Source organism: Paenibacillus sp. SER-28, assembly GCF_052906305.1.
On the sequence record NZ_JBRECM010000003.1, the window covers coordinates 247192 to 268038 of the forward strand.

Below are 20847 nucleotides of genomic sequence, written 5' to 3' on the forward strand. Positions count from 1 at the left end.
CCCGCCTTCATATCGTCAGGAAGGAAAACACGTTATACTGTAAAGTAGACCTTTGATTTCTGCTTACTATAGGAGGAACCACGATGACTAGCGAGCTTCTGGATATCTACGATGATGAAGACAACCCCCTTGGCACAGCTTCCCGACAAGACGCACATGCCAAGGGATACTGGCACCATACCTTTCACTGCTGGCTAGCACGAGACACTTCGATAGGCCGTCGCTTACTATTCCAACAGCGTCAGGATACGAAGGACACCTTCCCTGGATGCTACGATATTACAGCAGCCGGTCACTTGACGGCAGGCGAAGATATGTCTCAGGCGGCTCGTGAGCTGGAGGAAGAACTGGGTATTCATGTGCCCTTTGCCTCATTAACACCGCTGATGACCGTTCGGTATGAAAGCAAAGGTACCGCACAGGGTACCTCTTTTTGGGACCGGGAGGTTAGCTCGGTGTTTGGACTGCTATCGAACCAGCCATTGGAAGCTTATCACCTCCAGCAAGAAGAAGTAGCCGGACTGTACGAAGCAGATCTTAACCAAGCACTGGCCCTTTTTGAAGGCCATATTCCCTTTATCGAAGCCCAAGGCATTACGTCAGGGCCGAACCCAGAAAAAACCCGCCGCCTGATTACATCGGATCAATTCGTGCCTCATAAGGCGGGCTATATTACATCTATATGCCGGGCACTGATGGAACTTCCTAGCCAGTAATCTTTAGCTATTCTCCAGCTGACATATATTTGCCGATAATGCCTTCATACCGCCAGCCATACCGGGTCGACAGCTCTCTGCCCATATCATGCTCCAGCTCATACAGAATAAGATCCTGAGCAAAATGATTAAGCAGCAGGCCTGTCATTACCGGATGCTCGGTAATAAGCGCCTGTGTCGGGCAATTCTCTCCCCGCATACCCAGCATGCACCAACGCCGATCAATAACAAAAGAAAACTTGCGCCCTGCTGGTTCCTGTCCGTCTGTACCAGACCTAAACGGTAACCACGGTCCCATCATGCTTTCTCCGTTATCGCAGGACCAGAGCAGACGCACACCTCGACTCTCGGCTTTCTCCAACTCTGTCCGCAGCAGTTCGGCTTCCTCGCGCCACAAATCCAACACAATCTCATGCTCTGCCCGTTCCAATTCACGTGTCAGACTTTCCAGCACCTTCCGATCGCCTTCCGCATTATAAAAGGTCGGCTTGGTTGGTTCTGTTCGTGGCATTTCCTTCTCCACCGCACGCAGGGACTCCTGCATTTGTCCTTCGATCATCCGGGTCAATTCACCCGGTGGCAGCATGCTGTAACGAACAGGCTCTCCAGCACTGGTTCTGAGGTATCCCTGCCCGGCCAAACGCTGTAAAGCCGCGTACACGTTGGAGCGTGATGCACCCAGACGCTTAGCCACTTCATAGCCGGAAGCCGCATTTTGCCTCGAAAGCTCGACCATAACCTTGGCTTCCATTTCCGTAAAACCCAGATTCCGCAGATGATGCAGCAAACGCTCCATATATTCTGTTCCCCCTATGCTGCCCGGCGTTATGTCTGTGTCCTGCAGCAGCCTGTTCGGCTGCGTCAAATCTGTTCAGCTCCGCAACGCGGGCACCACTTGGACCCTTTGGGTAGTTCTGCAGTACAGATTTGGCATTTTACATTTTCACGTACTTGTGCAGACGGCGTTGCCGGCTTATCAGCCCCGGAGTTGTTGGCCTTCCAATATCGAATCCGCTCGTCCAGCTCTTCCTGACGCTCACGCTCACGTGCCAGTTCTTCAAGACGACGGTGTTCTTTTTCCAGCTCTTCCTGACGACGGCGCTCCCACTCAGCGTCGAATGCCGCTTTTTCTTCCGGTGTAAAATCAGATACTGTGTAATCGCGGTCTAGTCCCGCTGGTTCGTGTGTTTCGTACCGCTCATCCTGTTCCTGTTCATGCCGATCGACTACTTCATGTTCTGCATACTCCGTGTAAGCAGGCGTAGCATCCTTCACTACCTCTGGCTTGCGCAGATCAAAAGAATAGACGTCCGTTGGCACCTCTTCACGCACAGCAGCCACCTGCTTGGAGGCAGCCTGCCCTTCATTCAGCTTGCGTCCGCATTTGGGGCAAAAGTTGGCATCCAGTGGCACAACTGCTCCACAGGTGCATAAATGAGCGTTTTTTAATTCTGCAATTCTACTGCGCAGCTCGTCAATTTCATCCTGAAGCTCATCACATGCGGTGGATAGCTGTGTCATCTCGGTTTCTGCCACCGACATGTCGGATGCGCGGTAACCTTCGTAAAAGATCTGACCCATTCGCAAGAAATGAACATCCATTTCCTGCTGAATCGTTGTAATTTGTGAATTGATCTTACTAATCTCGACAGCATGCTGCGCCTTTTCTGTTGCGCGATTAGCGCCTTCCTTTATACGTTGAATCAGCTTCATCGTTATTTCCTCCCCATATCCAGCCGGATTTCACTGTACCGTCCGTATATCCCAAAGTTTTTTTCTGTTGGCAAACGTCGAACTCCTGTATAATGGAATGCGGTCATATCGCCTGTTTGAAGGCTATAGGCATTAGCTTCAACGTATTGACGTTCTGTCACTCCGGCATGATCCGCATGAATTTCAGCATTATTTTAGTCCATCGCCTTGTTCTTTTCGTCAGCTAAAGCTGACTAGAACTCTATCATACCAAAAACTACCCCCATTTGTGAAAATGGAAGATTTTAAGAACGAAAGGGGTTTCAGGATTATGGACCCAAATCCTTCTTTTTACCCCCGACCCATCGGGGTTCCTTACTCAACGTCGAGCCCTCAGGCACGTCGTGCTTCCATGGATACCAGTATGACGCTGGTGCCTGACACCGACCAAGACTCGGCCTATTTTCGTGCTTTAGAGAACGCCGGCATTCACCTGAACCGCCCGCAGATCCAGGCCGTCCGACACGGCAAAGGCCCCCTTCTGACCCTTGCAGGGGCGGGCTGCGGCAAAACCACAGTGCTGGCTGCCCGTGCAGGCTACCTCATGGCGATGCGGGATGTCCCTGCATCGTCCATTCTGCTGGTGACCTTCACCAGCAAGGCAGCTGCCGAAATGAAGCTGCGCATCGCGGGATTACCCGGTGTGCGCCCTGCCGCTGCACGTGCAGTTCAGGCTCGCACGTTTCACTCATTCGCTTTGGCGATGCTGCGTCATCGCGGCGTGCAAGATGAAGTGTTCGGTGAAACGCAGGCCCAGCATACCGTCATGAAAATGATGCTGCGGCAGCTTGGGCTCAGCGAGGCTTTCCAGCCAGAAAGCCTGCTGTCTGCCCTCTCCGCCTGGAAAGCGGAAGGCCGCAGCGCGGACGAACTGCCGGAAAGCGTGCGTGAGGAATCAGATGCCAAGCGTGCCATGCTCGCCTATGAAGCGTGGAAACAGGAACGCAATAAAATGGATTTTGACGATATTCTGCTGCGTGCCTCCGCACTGCTGCGTGACCCGGATGTGCTTCAGCCGCTTCAGCGACGTTTTTCACATATCATGGTCGATGAATTTCAGGATACGAATGCCCTGCAATATGAGATGGTGCAGCGATTGGCTGCCCGACATCGCAATCTGATGGTCGTCGGAGATGATGATCAGACGATCTATACCTTTAATGGGGCACGCCAGGAATCCATTCTGGAGTTTGACAAGGTTTATAAGGATGCAAAGGTCATTACCCTGGATATTAATTATCGCAGCGATGCGCGGATTTTGGGGCTGGGCTCTAACATTGTCGCCAAAAATGTCCATCGACGCTCCAAACGTCTTTCGGCTGCCGGGCGTGAAGGCTTGCCGCCGCAGTTTGCCACCCCATCCGGACCCGAGGAAGAGGCGGGGCATATTGTTACCCATCTACTCGGACAGGTAGAGGAAGGTCGGCTGCGCTACCGGGATATCGCTATTTTGCACCGGACAGCCAGCGGAAGCCGCTCTATTTTTGAGCAATTAATTATGCGGGATGTCCCATTTATTCAGTACGGAGCAGGGGCTGTATTTTATGATCAGTCCCTGATTCGTCCCTTAATGGATCACCTGCGCTTGTCGCTAAATCCCCGGCGTATGGAATCCATTCCGAGCACCCTCGGGCCGCTGTACGTATCCCGTGAGGCGGGGATGGAATGGATTATGCGCGAGGAGAAACAGCAGGCTAAAAAATACCCGCTGATTCATCTCAGCCGCTGGGATCGACTACGTGATTTTCAGCGTGAGCAGGTGAAAGAGCGTATTCGTCTGATTCGCAGTCTCACTACAATGAAACCTGCCTATGCCATTCAAGAAATGCGGCGCGTCTTTTATGACAAATATTTGGAAAGTGGAGATACGGGCGCGTGGACTCATTATAAGGAAACGATGCAAGAAAGTCTGGAGGAGCTCGAAACGGCAGCCAAGCGGTTTGACACCGTGGAGGCGTTCGTCAGCTTTGCGGACGAGCTTTCCGAGCGTCACCGCCAAATGGAATCGCTGCGCAGAGAAGAAGACAGCGATGCTGTTCGGCTCATGACGATTCACCGCGCCAAGGGGCTGGAATTCCCTTGTGTCTATTGGATCGGGGCCAGCGAAGGCATCCTGCCCCACAGTTCGGCCCTGCACAGCGAGCTTCCAGAGGATCGGCGGGCAGGCGCCGCCCCGACTACGGCTGTGGATAACGATGCAGCGCTTGAAGAAGAGCGCCGCCTCGCTTACGTGGCCGTCACCCGGGCGAAGGAGTTGTTGTACATCACCTCTCCCGCCTCTAATCATGGCAAGCCTGCCGCCGTGTCACGCTTCCTGCTGGAAGCCTATGGGGTCACCCCTGAGGCTTCCAAACCGGAAACACGCCGCAGCAGCTTCGGCCAACCGAAGGGTGCTTCCGGGTATAGCAACCGTGCTGGCGCTGGATCGCCAGCGCCTGGCACAGCGACCCGCGTGAGCAGCAGGCCGGGACCAGGCAGCGCTACGGTACGGACGACCTCGTCGGTGACAGGGCCTCCGGCGGAGCCACGCATCAACGTGCCTGTGTGGAAATGCACCGACGGTGCCTGCAAAGCGTGGATGCGTCGCGACACAACAAGCGGACGCCGTACAAGCGCGGCTAGCACAGGCACGCCGCCGGTGTGCCCGCTCTGCGCCTCCCCGATGACAGAGGGGACACGCAGCATCCCAGCCAGATAGGCATAAGGCGCATAGCTGGTATGGAGAATTGTTCTTTTGCTGGACTGGTGACACTCGTGATTTCCAGCCTACCTGTTGCAGATTATTAATGAATCAAAAAAGTTAAGTTGTAGACAGACCAATAAAAGAAAAGGCGGCAGACTAGGATATGAAAATAAAATCCTCGTCTGCCGCTATCTGTTTTCACTTGCTATCGAACGATCGTATCCCGTTAGTTCAATGCCTTGCCTGTTGTGAAGTTATATATTTTAATCATTAAACAAGCGCTCTATCACCCAATAGGTGTTCCGTCAGGTAATTTGATATCTGGTTTCAATAGCACCACATCCCCCTTTTCGGGAATTCCTCCAAGGACCAATACCTCTGACTTAAAGCCTGCTATCCGTCGAGGTGGAAAGTTTACTACACCTATGATTTGTTCCCCTATAATATCTTCAGCCACATATCTTTTTGTAATTTGTGCACTCGAAGCTTTTATTCCGATATCTTGTCCAAAATCAATTTCAAGTTTAATAGCAGGTACTTTTGCTTCTGCAAAAAACTCAGCTTTAATTATGGTTCCAACTCGAATATCTAGTTTCAAAAAATCATCAATCGTTGCCATCTAAACATTCTCCTCATCGATTGTTTTCTTCAATTTCGCGATAATGAATTTCAAATTTAATATTTTGCAACCGTAGTATACTTTAAAGATTTTGCCCAAAAATACATCCCCATACCGAATAAAGTCATGATTCCACCTATGAATTGAAATGCAGAGATTATTTCTCCCAAGAATAAGTAAGCGAGAATTATGGCAAGAACAGGCTCTCCAATAATACCAACTGAGACCGTAGTTGCACCCATTGATTTCAACAACAGATTAAAAATATATTGTCCAAAAATAGTTGGGATTACTGCAAGTAACAAGAAATACATCCAATCCGACGAGCCATATTCGATCAAGGCATAATGATTCAACAAATTGTAGACCAGCATGACACTGCCACCAATAAAAAAAACAATAACACTATATACATTTGCATTTATTTTGTGACTTACTTTCTGTCCTGCCAACATATATGCTGAAACCAAAATTGTTCCTACTAAAGATAATCCATCTCCGATTAATGCCTCTCTCGAAATCCCAATGTCTCCCCAAGCTATAATGATTGAACCGACAAGAGCGGCGATCAAACAAAGAATGGTTAATATATTTGCTCGTTCTCTGAATATAATGTATGAACCCATCATTACAAATAAAGGCTGCAAGGATAAGATGACCATGGAGCTCGCAACTGAGGTATATACTAAAGATTCCATCCAGAATAAGAAATGCAACCCGAGAAAAAGACCAGCTATGAAAACAGTACTCCAATCTTTTTTGTTCATTTCTAAGGAACGGAACATTTTCCAAGGGACAAAAGGAAGCATTATGAGTACTGACATATACAATCTGTACATCCCAGCCACAGAGGTTGGAGTATCGGAGGATTTTATCATGATGGATGAGATAGAAACAGACAGTATGCTGATTAAAAGCAAGATATACGGATGAAACGGTAACGACGATTGATTTATTTTCACATGTACGCCTCCAAGATGTCTTATCCAATCGCCTGTGCACAGGATTTTAATGATAAGCCGAAGATCTGGTATAATAATATCACCACTTTTATTTTATTTGTGTAACTATATCTTTAATTTATATAGAAATATCGTCATCAGAAAGGACCTCGCTAAAATGGAAAAACAATTGCATGAGACCATTCTATATCCCGATGTTTCATTTCCATACATCATGTACACCCATACTATTCATGCAAGTAATCCTGAAGGTAGAGGATTCAACGATTTACATTGGCATGAGGAACTACAAATCACTTTGGTTACCAAAGGAAAGCTAGTGATACAAGTTAACGGGATTGATCATGAATTACAAACAGGTCAGGCCATTTTAATTAATAAAGGTGTTCTTCACGTTACTACACACCTTACACATAACGGTCAATATGTCAGTTTTAATTTCCCTGAGAAGCTGTTGGCCTTTTATGCAGATAGTGCGATGGAAAAAAACTATGTACTTCCTTATACAAACTCTCTCTTATTGTCATTCGTAATCAAAGGAGATGTTGAATGGCAAATTCAAATACTGCAAATGCTTTGGGATATGAAACAGAAATTTGATATAAAAAAAAAGTGGGGCTGGGAATACGAGGTTTCCATCAAAACGGCACAATTATGGTTAGTCTTAATATCTAATATTTCGCTGTCTTCTGAGGAAGCACCTAAATACATGAAATTGCAACAGGAGCGACTTCAATTGATGCTCAGCTTTATCCATCAAAACTACTCAGACAATATAACACTGCAAGAAATTGCTGCTATAGCACATTTAAGTATTTCGGAATGCACTCGTAGTTTTAAGAGAACTATTCATATGACACCTTACGACTACTTAATTAAGTACCGTATCAAGAAAAGCAGCGAGTTATTAATTTCAACAGATTCTACAATAACTGAAATAGCCCACAGAGTGGGGTTCAATCATGTAAATCACTTCATTCAGTCTTTTAAGAAACATCATAAAAAAACACCTAAAGAATTCCGGAAATTTAGAAATGAATTCATCAATTAAGGAAGAATTCGTTCAGCAAATTTCGCCCAGACAAATTCAGAAGATATGAAGTTTGTTTACCATCGGAGTTAAAAATCCATAATTTAAGGATGATTTCTTCCGAAATTCATAGTATGGTTCCTGCCTCGCCTCTAATTTATGATGAAATTAAAGCGAGGTGATGAACTAAAAAATTTAAAAGGAAATATTGAAAACGCATACAAATAAAGATGCGATTATGGAAGCAGTTGTTTATTATTTAATTTTTTTATTTTTGAAAACGGTTTCTTAAATCTGCGCCGCAGGACAATTAGGGTGGTAACATCTAATTCAAGGAGTGAGTCATATGCCAGATCCATGGAAAAGAAGGTTTTTCGGCATTCTTAGTTTTGTTCTCTTATCTTTTTTGTTGGTATCTCTCGATTTAATTCCAAGCTTAGCAAAAGCAGAATCAACTAACTTGGTCACCCATGTTGAAGACAAAACGACGATGGGTGCAAGTCAAGATTTATCCACTAATGGCAAATCTCCTTCTACAGTTGTCAGCTCCAAAGATGCAATTATTCAAGGTTACGGCGTAGAAAAACGGGATACTCCCTATACCGGCGATACACTTTATAAAGGCGACGGCTATGTATCCTTCTTTTATGATTATGACCCAAATTCGGGCAAGTCTGACGGGACGGCTACGTTTAAAGTGAATGTGCCGACAGCAGGTCTATATAAGCTGAGCCTCGGTTACTATATTCCGGCGGACACCGGCTCCAAGGATACCAGCTTCGAGGTCAATGGTACAATGGCTGAAAGCATAACGCTGGTTCCCCCTCCGGGAGGTGCGGTTGTAAACGAGAAGTTGGTAAGCAAGATCATGTTGAATGCCGGTACAAACGAGGTTACTTTTTCAAGAGGCTGGGGATATTACGGGATCGAATACGTGAAGGTTGAATTCGCCAGTTTGCCTGCTACAAACAGCAAAATTGAAGCCGAAGACGGAGTCATTACTGGTGAGGTCAGCACCGAAACCGCCAGCACGGGCTATTCTGGTACCGGTTACGCAGCCTTTAAAGGCACAGGGTCGTTAACCCTTGCCTATAACGCAGCTTCAAGTGGCTTTTACAATATTGCAATCGGTTACAGTAATCCAAATAGTGACAAAAAGACCCATATGGTGGTCAACGGTCAGACAAGCGAAATATCCCTTCCGACAACAGCAAGCTATTCCGAGGTATCCGGCGGTAAAATCATGCTGAATTCGGGAAACAACACAATACAGTTCAATGTCGACTTGGGCCAGTATCATATCGACTACATCAAGCTGGCAGCAGTGCTCCCCCCGAAACTGCATCAGATTGAGAAAAAGCCGGTAAACCCGAATGCGACTGCGGAAACCAAGGCACTCATGGGTTATCTCGTGGATGTTTACGGAGACAAAATTCTTTCCGGTCAGCACACTCTTGAGGATGCCCAGTGGATTAAAGACCAGACTGGAAAGTATCCTGCGATGTTGTCAACGGACATGATGGATTACTCCCCCTCTCGCGTCGAGCATGGTGCCACCTCAACTGAGGTGGACAAGGCGATCCAATGGGCCAAAGAAGGTGGAATTGTCACGTTTGTATGGCACTGGAATGCCCCTAAGGGACTGCATGACATTCCAGGCAAAGAATGGTATCGCGGATTTTACACCGAGGCGACTACATTCGACGTTCAATATGCGCTTAATCATCCCAAGTCGGAAGAATATCAGCTAATCCTGCGGGACATTGATGCCATTGCCGCTCAGTTGAAACGCTTCCAAGACGCTCACGTTCCGGTGCTGTGGAGACCACTGCACGAGGCGGAAGGCAAATGGTTTTGGTGGGGCGCCCAAGGGCCAGACTCCGCCAAGCAGCTGTACCGTATCATGTACGACCGTCTAACACACTACCATCACCTGAACAATCTGATCTGGGTATGGAACTCCGAGAGCCCCGAATGGTATCCGGGGGACGATGTCGTCGATATTGTAAGTGTGGATATCTACAACCCGGCGGCTAATTATCACCCAAGTATCGGCAAGTACGACAGCTTGGTAAATCTCGTGCAAGGCAAGAAGCTGGTTGGTCTGTCCGAAAACGGCCCGATTGGCGATCCCGAATTGCTTCAAGCATATTCAGCGCATTGGCTCTTTTTCACCACATGGACGGGCGATTTCGTCCGCAACGGACAATATAACTCCCTGGATCATCTCATAAAAGTGTTCAACAGCGATTACGTGATCACGAGGGATGAGCTTCCTCAAGACCTATTTACTTCCTCCAAGAATGAAGCGGAGTAAGGCGCTCTTACGGGGCTCACCGTACCACGGAAGGTAGCAGATACTTCGGACGATGGGTATGTGGCTGGATTCTGATAACAACGTCGACAAATTGGTAATTACTTTGAACGTGCCTGTAATTTTACCGTCCCACCCAGCACCATGAAGTAACGCATAAGCCTGCCCCTAACCAACAGCGGCCACCTCAGAAAATAACCGAGGCGGCCGCTGTTGGTTTGTAACTTGAACAATATAGTCTATGATAAACCATTATAAAAAAGGGCCGTCTTCTCTCCGGCAGGAAAGTCGAAACGGCCCCGTTCTTTTTGCAAAACGAATTAGTTAGTAGACCATAGCTTAATCCGGTTTTGAATATGTTTGGTAAAGGATTGTTCCATTTCTTGTACTCCGGCTTTCTCCAGCTCTGCCATATAGGCATCCCAAACCTTATCGAAGTTTTCCGGCTTGGTCATGACAGCTTCCGGAATTCGTTTCCATGTAATATCCTTCATCTTGGCTCCCAGAATAACAGCTGGATCGTCATTGGGAAGAGACATCGTGTAGGCTGCTCCGTATGCTCTCGGCTGGAATTCTTCTTCCTTCGGGAATAGATCTTTCCAGTGCTCGATCTTATAGGCCTTCAGGACTTCCCTCTCCGACTTGTTGTAAGTCGCTGTCAGCAGTTCTGGATAACTACGAGTAAAATAGTTGCCTGTTGAATCCTTGATGCCATCACCATAATGGACCGACAAGTTCCAATATAGACCGATACCAGACTCTTTTTGGAAAGCTGCATTGTCATTGTTCATCCGTTCCAGCACAGCCGGAATAATCGTCCGTTTGCCGTCTTTAACCGTGTAATGCTTTCCTTCAATCCCCCAATTATTCAGGATTTGCCCCTCTTCCGATGCCAGAAAGTCGAGGAACTGGATAGCGCGTACCGGGTCCTTGCACTTGCTAGAGATCGAGATTCCATATCCCCCATCAAAGCCAGGAAGCCAAAAGTTGGTGTCCTTATATTCCTTGCTCATGGTGACTGGATAATGACCGTACGTTTGGTCGAATTTACCCTCCGCTTTTAGCGCATTTTGCCCGTCGCCATAGTCCCATTCTGGATCGGCAAGGCCAAGTACGCGGCCTGAAGCCACCTTCGCCTTAAACTGATCGGTCTTCTGCACGAAGCTTTCCGGATCAAGCAATCCAATGGAGTTCATGTGATTCAACCAGCGGAAATATTCCTTTTCTTCCGGTCGGCGGAAATGATAAGTCGCTTGGTGTGTTTTTTGATCAATGTAGTATTCGCCGTCGTCTGGTCCCCCGGTCGTTTGGAATCCTGAGTTTGTTACCTGGTACATATGCCAATCGTCGGCATTAAGGGACAATCCGATATTTTTATTGCCATTTTCGTCCGTCGGATGCTTGGTTATATAGTCCTTAATGACTTTTTCGAAATCCTGTACCGTACGAATGTCGGGGTATCCCGCTTCCTTGACGACACGGTGTTGAAGTTTAAATCCTACGTCGGGTTTGATTTTTTTCTCTTCGACAGCGGACCAAGTCGGAATCACATAGATGGATGGGTCGTCCAAACTGTACTTTGTCCGAACAAGCTTGTCACCCAGCATTTTTTTGATGTTCGGTGCGTGCTTGTCGATCAAATCTGTCAAATCAATGATTGCGCCAGCATCGACAAGTTTGCCGACATCCGCCTTAGCAGCGATTAAATCAGGATAGTTTCCTGTGGCTGCAATCAACGAAATCTTTTGGACCGGGTCTCCGACAGCGAATTCAGCATCTAGAGTTACTCCGGTTTTTTCAGCGATGACCTTACCGACTTGATCCTTCATGCTATTCCAATTTGTGCTGGAGTCTTCCGAAAAATAAGTAAGTGTGATGTCTCCTGTTGTTACGGCCTTGGTAGCCTCAGACGGATTATTACCGCTGCACCCTGCAAGGGTCGCGACTAAAGTCAGTGACATTACGAAAGATACGACCATTCTATTTTTTCTTGGCTTCATGGAGCGAAACCTCCCATTATAATGAATGTTTGCTTCGTTTAGCTCTTTACCGCTCCGAGCGTCATACCCTTAACAAAATATTTTTGTAAAAAAGGATAGACGATAAGAATCGGCACTGTAACAATGATGGTGATTGCCATTTTGACCGATTCCGGGGAAACCTGTGCCATACGCTCGGCCATATTAGCAGCGTCCTGGGAATTGGTTGCGCTTGTTGTCGTACTTTGCAAAATTTTCATCAATTCATATTGCAGAGTCGTCAACGATTCGTTAGACCCATTAAACAGATAAGTATCGAACCAAGAGTTCCATTGCCCTACCGCCAAGAAAAGCGCTACGGTCGCTAATGCCGGTTTGCAAAGAGGAAGAATAACGCGCCAGTAGATCGTGAAATCGTTGGCACCATCCAGCTTGGCTGATTCCTGTAACGCATAAGGCAGACCATCAATGAAGGAACGAATAATGAAGACATTAAACGCACTTACAAGACCTGGTAAAATATAGACGGCAAATGTATCAATTAAATGCAATTCCTTCATCAGGATAAAACCTGGAATCAACCCTCCAGAAACATACATGGTGACGGCCAGAAAGATTGAGATGAACCTTCTAGCTTGAAAATCACTTCGTGCAAGCGTATAGGCAAGCATCGAGCCGCTGACCAAGCCCGCTACGGTGCCAATGACGGTTCGCAGAAAGGAGATCTTGAATCCAGTGATTAACCCCTCATAGGTGAAAATCAAGTCGTAATTCTTCAAAGTAAATTGCCTTGGCCAGATGGTGATCCCACCTCTAATGGTGTCTACCGAATCGTTAAAAGAGATAGCTAGCACATTTAAGAACGGGTAGATCGTCAGAACGGTGACCACAATCATGAAAACATAAACAACTATCCCCAGGATTCGGTCTTGTGGTGATTTCGCCTGAAGCTTGTTGTTTAATCCGCCGACCGGCGTAGTGCTTTTGACAGCCTCCATGTCCATTCTCCTCCTTACATAATGCTCTCGTTGGTATAGCGCTTAAAGATTCCATTAGCCGCAAACAATAGGATCAGGCTTATCACCGAATTAAAAATATTAATGGCCGTTCCGAAAGAGTAACGTCCCATCGCCAGACCATAATTAAGCGCATACAAATCAAGTACTTCAGAGTAATCAATGACCAGGTGATTGCCCAGCAGAAATTGTTTCTCGAATCCTGTACCGAGCAGATGACCAATAGACATAATCAGGAGAATGATAATAGTCGGCCGGATCCCCGGCAGCGTGATATGCCACATTTGCTGTAATCGGCTAGCGCCGTCCACCCGCGCAGCCTCGTATAATTCAGGACCAATCCCGGCGATGGCAGCCAGATAAATAATGGCGTTCCACCCCGTTTCCTTCCAGATGTCTCCGAAAGTTACAACCCACCAAAATAATTTACCTTGGGCCATAAACTGGACTGGCTGATCGATGATGCCTAGACCCATGAGCATATCGTTTACGACACCGCCATCCGCTGAAAGCATTTTGGTGACAATGCCTGCAGCAACCACCCATGAAACAAAGTGCGGCAGATAAGATACGGTCTGAACAAATCGTTTTACCACTTGTATGCGGACCTCGTTGAGCAATAGAGCAAAGACAACGGGTACAATAAAGCCAGCGACCAGTCCCATAAGGCTCATAGCCAGCGTGTTCCGCAATACTTGGTAGAAATGATCATCTTGGAACAATGTACGAAAATGCTCCAAGCCCACCCACTTCTGTTCAAAAAAACTCAAACCAGGTCTGTATTTCTGAAATGCCATTGTCCAGCCCCATAGCGGCAAATACTGAAAGATAAAGACCCAGATAACAAACGGAATGGACATATAGTAAAGATACCTCTGGCTTTTAAATACCTTCCAAGCATTCCGCTTCGTTTTTTTGTATACGTTTTCCGAATTTGCTGTTACCGCTTTCATTTTTTTCATCCCCTCTCTTAAAACCAATCATAAAACAGAGGAGAGTCAGAACCCATACAACGGATTTCGGAAAAAATCATCCACAAATTATGGATTTCTATATTCCGACGGTGAACGGCCTTCGTATCTTTTGAATTTGCTGTAAAAGTAGTTGACGCTTGTATAGCCGACGCTTTCGGCGACTTCGTATACTTTCATTCCCTGACCCAGCAGCTCCTTGGCCTTTTGAATACGGACTCGGTCCAGATAGGTATTAAAGTACTCCCCCGTCTTGTTCTTGAAAAGCTGACCCAAATAGGCGGTACTATAGTTTAGTAGTCCGGCTAACGCTTCCAGCCTCAGGTTGTCTGCATAATGCTTGTGAATGAAGTCGATCATTTTTTTGAATTCCAGCTCCTTTCCACGGTGTTCAGAGTCTTGCGCCAATGTTAGCAGGAAACGGTGGGTCTCTTCCAAAAGATCATATAGATGATCATGCTGGTATATCCCATTTAAAAAACGGGAAACTTCCTCCGTCTCTTTCAACTCGATACAGAAACCCGCGGTCAGCTTATGAATGATTGCATTGGACAGAAAAAAGAAGGACTCTTTGATCGACTTCTCATCTTGCCCCTGTTTGAGTAAAAATGCAGCCGCCTCGTTCAATAATGGCAGTATTGCGGTTTGGTTTCCTACCTCCAGACTGTAATACAGGCGGAAGATGAATTCCTCCATCGTTTCCTCAGCTTTATCAGCAGACAATCGGGGAGAATCCAGCGAAGAAGAAAAGAAAGGATACGGACCTAGCAGTCGGTTCTTCTCGCTGAAAAAGGATTGTTTTACCGCTTCCTGGGCCTTTAAAAAAGATTTACAAATATCTTCAGGAGCAGATACTACCCCTCCGGTTGCAGCGGCGAACCGGACATTATCCGCAACATTACGAATCTCATTGTGCAGAATTTCACGCCGTTCTCTTCCGCGCAGCGGCGCGTTGAGCAACAGGACTGTATACGGGGGGATTACTGTGACAAGTCCCATCATCTGCCCCTCTATCTTTGCCTTCAATCCATTCGAAAGCTGGTATGCGACATCAGAACGGTCCACTTCAGAAACACGCGGGTAGACGACCACGACTTCGTAGTTGCTCCACAACAAATCTGCTTCTTTTGCCTTACTTCTCAACTTGGCCGGATCTTCAGTTCTCTCTTGAGAGACAAGCAAGCTATGCAGGTATAAATCTCGATTTATAACCTCTCTCTTACGCCACTCCCCTTGAAGACGCTCCTCTTCGATCCGCTCGCGTATCCGTTTTAAACTGGACGACATTTCATCAATGTCGACCGGTTTAACGAGATAGCCGAACACCCCGTATTTGATCGCTTGTTTGGCATACTCAAAGTCGGCATATCCACTGAGGATCATAAAGTGCAAATGATGACCGTCGGTTGTCAAGCGCTCAATCAACTGTAAACCATCCATAACCGGCATGCGGATATCGACGATTACAACATCAGGAGCTTTTTCCTCGATGACTCCCAGTGCTTCCTTTCCATTGGCTGCCGTAGCTGTAACGATAAATCCGAGGCTTTCCCATGGGATCAGCGTTTGAAGCCCTTGACGAAGCTTCGGCTCATCGTCAACGATGACTACCTTAATCATTTGGATTCACCCCCAGGTATAAAAAACTGAATACAAGTGCCTTTCCCAGGCTCGCTCTCAATATGTAAAGCACTAGAGGTCCCATACAGTAAGACGAGACGATCATTTACGTTTCGTAGTCCAATTCGCTGGACCTCCTGTTCATGTACGGATGCAGCAAGCTCTGCTTGTACTAGGGCGAGACGATCGGCCGTGAAACCAGCGCCGTTGTCACATACCATAACTCGAACCCCCTCCGGGATTTCCTTAACTTTCACTTCAATGACAGCTCCTTCTGCTTGATTATCCAGACCGTGTACAATAGAATTTTCCACCAATGGTTGGATAATCAGAGGTGGAACCAACATTTCCTCCAAATTTGGATCAACGGTTAAGCGATACTCCAAACGGTCTTCATACCGAAACTTTTGAAGATCGAGATAACAGCACACTTGTTCAAGCTCTTTACGCAGTGGAATCTTGTCGTTACCAGCCTCCAGACTGCTGCGCAACAACGCGCTCAACTGCCAGACTGCTTTAGCGATATCGTCCTGTTGGCGAATGTGGGCCTCCATTCTGATAGACTCCAAAGAATTGAAGAGAAAATGCGGATTGATCTGGCTTGCCAGCATTTTGAACTTGATCTCGTTTTGTCTTTGCTCCACGAGTCTTTTCTGGCGATTCGTCTCTTGGACCTCCTGGACCAAATGGTTTACGCTGCTGACGAGCGCGTTAAATTCCCTCGATAATAGACCCACTTCATCTTTCCCATCGATATGGAGATAGGTTTCCCATGAGCCAGCCCCTACTTGGGTCATATGCTTGCTCAAGCGAAGAAGCCTTCTGGATAATAGCGAAGCAGAAGCATAGATAAGCAAGGCTGCAAATATCAGGCTGGCTGTGATCGCGATTCCGCCGAGCCATATCACTTGATTAGCATCTCGGGTAATCTCAGAAACGGAAAAAATGGAAATAATGCGAAGTCCATTCCAGCTATTCTGTGGAGCTAGATTAGCGATAACCACCTTCGACGCTTTTCCATCGATGAGCATGTTGTAACTTCCTCCCTGATGGAAAAGTATATTTTCGTCGGCATGAATTTCAGAAAGATTCTTCCCGAACAACTCTGCTTCATTGGACGCGACAATCTGATTCCGGTTATCCACGATCAAGGTAGGGAACGATTCCTGATTCAGGATTGAATTTAATTGGCGCTGGTTAACATTTATGACCAGAACCCCTTTTCGTCCTGGTGAATCCACTGAAAATGATCGAATCAGGCTGAGATAATCGGCATCGTCCCTCTCATCCTTAATTAAATTCCAGCCGGCCAATCCTTTCTGCGCGATGGCCTCCTTGTACCAATCTGCGGTTGTGATCCTATCATCCGGTTGGATAAATTCCCAATTATTAAGTGCTCCAGGATTAGAGACATAGACACGGATGCCGGATATCTCTTTGTACAACTGGAGGTAGTCACGAATACCTGTATACTCCCGGTATGCCTGAATGACTTCGATATAGCTGTCATACTTCTGGCTGGCTACCATTTTCATCCGATTGTCATTGGTCAGCCGGTACGAGATGTCCAGCGGCACTTTGATCAATTCTTCTGTACGATTTCGGACCCGCTCGACATTGTTGGACACTTGCATAAAGGCGTCTTTAATAACGGCCTCTCGAAGCTTCCCCGTCAGAAACAGGCCACACAACAGCAAGGGAAGAACAGCTACCGAAATGAATGTAAGCGTCATCTTCTTTCTCAGTTTCATGTCATTCATCATTCGTATAAAAAACATGGTTTGCCCCTCCCCAATCAGTACGCTGATGCGCGCAAAATGCCCCTTTTCATATAAAAAGGGGCATAACTCCATCGATTGTTTTCTCTCTTTCGGCAATTATACTGTTGTACTGATCCTTAAGCCTTACCAGGCTTTATTGCCCGAAGCCTGAACCATCCACTTTCATAGTCTTTCTGTCTGTAGAGAAGAGGGAGGCCCAACTTCATAAGCCGATCCCCCCCATGGATAGACTTTTGCCCGCTATTTCCTGACTTAACTTCATATTCGAGCTCTGGATTTAGTCCGTCAAGGCGCAGGGCTCGCCAAGGCGCGTTCGGGACAGCCATCACTTGGAAATAGTAGACGATGGCATCCTCTTGGTCTTCAGAAACAAACATCCAAGCCGATTCGTTATCTTCAAACGGGTTGTTTAAGCGATACAAGTCACCTTTTTGTACTAAGCCACGTATCTGCTTGTATACTGCGATTTGGCGTTTGACCGTCTCTTTTTCCTCATCGGTAAATTTCGTGAGATCAAGCTCATATCCAAAATTTCCTGACATGGCCACATCACCTCGAAAATCAAGGGGTGTTATGCGTCCAACTTGATGGTTCGGAACTGCCGACACATGTGCTCCGGTTGCGCTTACAGGATAGACAAGGCTAGTTCCATATTGAATCTTCAGACGTTCCACCGCATCGGTATTATCACTAGTCCAGACTTGAGGCATGTAGTAAAGCATGCCTGGATCAAAACGTCCTCCGCCACTTGAACAGCTCTCGAAAAGAATATGCGGAAATTCGGTGGTGACGCGCTCCAGCAGCTCATACAATCCAAGAACATAGCGATGGGCAGTCTCAGATTGGCGCTCCGGCGGCAGAGCTGCGGAACCGATTTCCGTCAGGCAGCGATTCATATCCCATTTCACGTAAGAAACTGGGGCGCTGGAGAAAATGGCAGCCAGCGAATCGTAGATGTAATCGCGTACTTCCTTGCGAGTATAGTCCAGCACCAACTGCCATCTGGCTTCACTGCGTCGCCGTCCTGGAACGTGAAGGCACCAATCTGGATGCTCCCGGTACAACTCGCTGTCTGGAGAGATCATCTCCGGCTCAAACCAGAGTCCGAATTTAAGCCCCAATTGATTGATGCGTTTCGCAACATCGGCAAGTCCGTCTGGCAGCTTCCGACGATCCTCGTACCAATCACCAAGAGACGAATTGTCAGAATCCCGTTTTCCGAACCAACCGTCATCTAAGACAAAAAGTTCGATGCCTAGCTCTGCCCCCTCCTTCGCTATCGATACCAGCTTATCTGCATTGAAGTCAAAATAGGTAGCTTCCCAGTTATTGACCAGAATAGGGCGTTCTTCATCCCGATATTTCCCTCGGCAAAGACGAGTCCGATACAAGCGATGATATGTACGCGACATTTCTCCCAGCCCTTGACCAGAGTAAACCATAACGGCTTCTGGCGTTTGGAAGCTCTCACCTGGGCTCAGTAACCACGAAAAATCAAAGGAGTTCACGCCGATGCTAAACCGTGTAGAGCCGAATGAATCTATTTCTGCTCCCGCCTCAAAGCCCCCGCTGTACACGAGGCTAAAGCCGAATACCTCACCATAGCTTTCCGTTGTTCCCCGAGTGACCAATGCAGCAAAAGGGTTGAGTTGATGGCTGCTCATGCCCCTTTTACTATCAATTCGGGTTTCACCTTGAAGAATCGGTTTGCGGGTAATATTCCCCTCCCGAGCCCATGCTCCCGAAAGATACATGAACTCTACATCGCTTTTACCTGAAAAATCGACACTGGCACTTAGAGCACGGAGAAGCCGAAGATTCTTGGCTCCCGCATTACTCAAACGAGCCGAACGAGCGATTACGTTTCGATCTGCGAAGACGGTATAAAGAAGAACAACTTTAAGGCCTGAAAAGTCATCTTGTAACTCCAGTTCCAGCGTATCCGCTTCGTCTTCATTTTCGGTATATACGGCCGGAAGCCCGGTTAATGATGGCTTTCCCTTAGTGATCCGGTAGCCAATATACTTTAACTCCGTGATACGAGTTCCATCCTCAAGCTCTACTTGATACGCCGGGTTACGGAAGTCCCCGCTCCCATACTGCGGATATTCTTGCGGCAACCGATCCAATCCAGCCTTCGCGGGAGTGTGAAGCAATAGGTCAGCCATGGGTTCGCGGTGCTTCAACCTGTCTCCCCAGTATACATGGACAGGAAATCCATCCACAATCTGAATAATATAACTCATGCCCGACGACTGCAAATGAAACAGCCCTGTTTGCTCTTGAACAATGATACCCATTGGGAAAATAACCCCTCTCTTAGATAATAATCATCGGAGTTCCACACCAAAAAGACACTCAGAAGAAGCATTTTGTAACAGCCATCAACTATGTTCATATGGTGTAAAGCTTGATAAGATTCAACAATATAGCAGTAGGTTCTACAGAAATCATATATTAATTTTAGCTATGAAGTACATGGCATGGTGCTCAATATTTATGTTATAATGCTTGATAATTTACATAAGGAGATTTAGCGTGATAGAATATTTGCCGCGTAGTAAACAGCATTCTGAATTGTATCTAACTCAGTTTGGCATAGAGGAATGCATACCGAGTCACTTTTTTGGACCTGCGATAAGAGATCACTATCTGCTTCATTATATTTTGGACGGAGAAGGTACCTTCGAGGTCGGTGGGTTCAGTTATCGCTTGCGAAAAGGACAGTGGTTTCTAATCTGCCCCCAGGTCATTACTTATTATCAAGCCGATGTAGTGAATCCTTGGTCTTATTGCTGGTTTGGATTTGACGGGGCACTGGCAGAAACACTCCTCAAGCAAGCAGGCCTAACGATGACGCGTCCAATCCTCAACTTTGAAGGAGACCATTTGATTCATCAGTATTTGCAGCGAATGAACGAATCAAGTGAATGCCATAAAGCTCGGGAAACCAGACTGACCGGTCTGCTTTGCTTAATGTTATCGGAGCTTATAGAATTCGGTCCGGTAACACCTCCCGAACAAAAGGAAAGCCGGTCGGAAATTTACGTGGAAAAAGTGAAGGATTTTATCGAAATGAATTATGCTCAGAAAATTACCATTGAGCACATTGCAAATTTTATCGGACTCAATCGAAGCTATTTATGTTCGTTATTCAAACAACAAGTGAACACAAGTATTCAGGATTATTTGGTTCGCTATAGGATCAACAGAGCATGTGAAATGATGGGAAACGCTGAACTTTCGATCGGTGATATTTCCCGTTCAGTCGGCTATAACGACCCTTTACTCTTCTCGAAAATTTTTAAAAAGGTAAAGGGACTCTCCCCCAAACATTATCGAACCGAAACCCATACTCAAACTCAAGTCGACTACTAACGAACAAAAGAGGTCAACCCAAAAAA

Annotated in this window: 15 protein-coding genes; 5 read left to right on the top strand and 10 right to left on the bottom strand. The window is 46.8% G+C overall.

Annotation, left to right across the window (positions count from 1 at the left end; all coding sequences use genetic code 11):
• The first annotated feature begins 83 nt into the window (after window positions 1–83).
• Window positions 84–716 carry an NUDIX hydrolase gene (locus ACUYLD_RS11230; RefSeq protein ID WP_069291004.1) on the top strand — a complete coding sequence of 211 codons (633 nt, stop codon included), beginning with the start codon at window positions 84–86 and terminating at the stop codon, window positions 714–716.
• Between the two features lie 7 nt (window positions 717–723).
• Here the strand turns inward: ACUYLD_RS11230 and ACUYLD_RS11235 are convergent, their stop codons facing one another.
• Together ACUYLD_RS11235 and ACUYLD_RS11240 are read right to left on the bottom strand one after the other, a co-directional pair.
• Entirely contained in the window at window positions 724–1512 is a 789-nt protein-coding gene (locus ACUYLD_RS11235; protein WP_322172675.1) for a TrmB family transcriptional regulator, read from the bottom strand.
• A gap of 65 nt (window positions 1513–1577) precedes the next feature.
• The gene (locus ACUYLD_RS11240; RefSeq protein ID WP_250267354.1) at window positions 1578–2429 is read right to left on the bottom strand and encodes a zinc ribbon domain-containing protein; all 852 of its coding nucleotides are present in this window, start codon (window positions 2427–2429) and stop codon (window positions 1578–1580) included.
• Between the two features lie 310 nt (window positions 2430–2739).
• On the opposite strand from ACUYLD_RS11240, the gene ACUYLD_RS11245 reads away from it, so the two are divergent.
• Window positions 2740–5166: a UvrD-helicase domain-containing protein gene (locus ACUYLD_RS11245; RefSeq protein WP_446675041.1), complete on the top strand. Its 2427-nt coding sequence runs from the start codon at window positions 2740–2742 to the stop codon at window positions 5164–5166.
• Window positions 5167–5437: 271 nt separating this feature from the next.
• Here the strand turns inward: ACUYLD_RS11245 and csaA are convergent, their stop codons facing one another.
• Both csaA and ACUYLD_RS11255 read right to left on the bottom strand, forming a co-directional pair.
• Window positions 5438–5770: a chaperone CsaA gene (gene csaA / locus ACUYLD_RS11250; RefSeq protein WP_025719785.1), complete on the bottom strand. Its 333-nt coding sequence runs from the start codon at window positions 5768–5770 to the stop codon at window positions 5438–5440.
• Between the two features lie 56 nt (window positions 5771–5826).
• Complete coding sequence (locus tag ACUYLD_RS11255) at window positions 5827–6732, bottom strand: DMT family transporter (RefSeq protein WP_440722996.1); 906 nt, start codon at window positions 6730–6732, stop codon at window positions 5827–5829.
• Between the two features lie 157 nt (window positions 6733–6889).
• Between ACUYLD_RS11255 and ACUYLD_RS11260 the strand changes: the two genes are divergently transcribed.
• Window positions 6890–7783, top strand: coding sequence for an AraC family transcriptional regulator (locus ACUYLD_RS11260; protein WP_061829975.1), 894 nt, complete (start codon window positions 6890–6892; stop codon window positions 7781–7783).
• Window positions 7784–8108: 325 nt separating this feature from the next.
• The gene (locus ACUYLD_RS11265) at window positions 8109–10079 is read left to right on the top strand and encodes a glycosyl hydrolase (protein WP_446675042.1); all 1971 of its coding nucleotides are present in this window, start codon (window positions 8109–8111) and stop codon (window positions 10077–10079) included.
• A 317-nt stretch (window positions 10080–10396) separates the two neighbouring features.
• On the opposite strand, the gene ACUYLD_RS11270 is transcribed toward ACUYLD_RS11265, so the two are convergent.
• The 6 genes from ACUYLD_RS11270 to ACUYLD_RS11295 form a co-directional block, all read right to left on the bottom strand.
• Window positions 10397–12076 (bottom strand): ABC transporter substrate-binding protein, encoded by a 1680-nt coding sequence (locus ACUYLD_RS11270; protein ID WP_446675043.1) that lies wholly within the window; start codon window positions 12074–12076, stop codon window positions 10397–10399.
• Window positions 12077–12114: 38 nt separating this feature from the next.
• Window positions 12115–13053 carry a carbohydrate ABC transporter permease gene (locus ACUYLD_RS11275; protein WP_165178879.1) on the bottom strand — a complete coding sequence of 313 codons (939 nt, stop codon included), beginning with the start codon at window positions 13051–13053 and terminating at the stop codon, window positions 12115–12117.
• 14 nt (window positions 13054–13067) lie between these two features.
• On the bottom strand, window positions 13068–14024 hold the full coding sequence (locus ACUYLD_RS11280) for an ABC transporter permease (protein WP_061829979.1): 957 nt from the start codon (window positions 14022–14024) through the stop codon (window positions 13068–13070).
• 87 nt (window positions 14025–14111) lie between these two features.
• Window positions 14112–15662: a response regulator transcription factor gene (locus ACUYLD_RS11285; protein ID WP_061829980.1), complete on the bottom strand. Its 1551-nt coding sequence runs from the start codon at window positions 15660–15662 to the stop codon at window positions 14112–14114.
• A complete protein-coding gene (locus tag ACUYLD_RS11290) occupies window positions 15659–17440 on the bottom strand; it encodes a sensor histidine kinase (protein ID WP_250259531.1) in 1782 nt (593 codons plus the stop codon). Before ACUYLD_RS11290 ends, ACUYLD_RS11285 begins: the two co-directional genes overlap by 4 nt.
• A 119-nt stretch (window positions 17441–17559) precedes the next feature.
• Window positions 17560–19743, bottom strand: coding sequence for an alpha-galactosidase (locus ACUYLD_RS11295; RefSeq protein WP_446675044.1), 2184 nt, complete (start codon window positions 19741–19743; stop codon window positions 17560–17562).
• 238 nt (window positions 19744–19981) lie between these two features.
• On the opposite strand from ACUYLD_RS11295, the gene ACUYLD_RS11300 reads away from it, so the two are divergent.
• Window positions 19982–20821: an AraC family transcriptional regulator gene (locus tag ACUYLD_RS11300; RefSeq protein ID WP_165178875.1), complete on the top strand. Its 840-nt coding sequence runs from the start codon at window positions 19982–19984 to the stop codon at window positions 20819–20821.
• Window positions 20822–20847 lie beyond the last annotated feature (26 nt).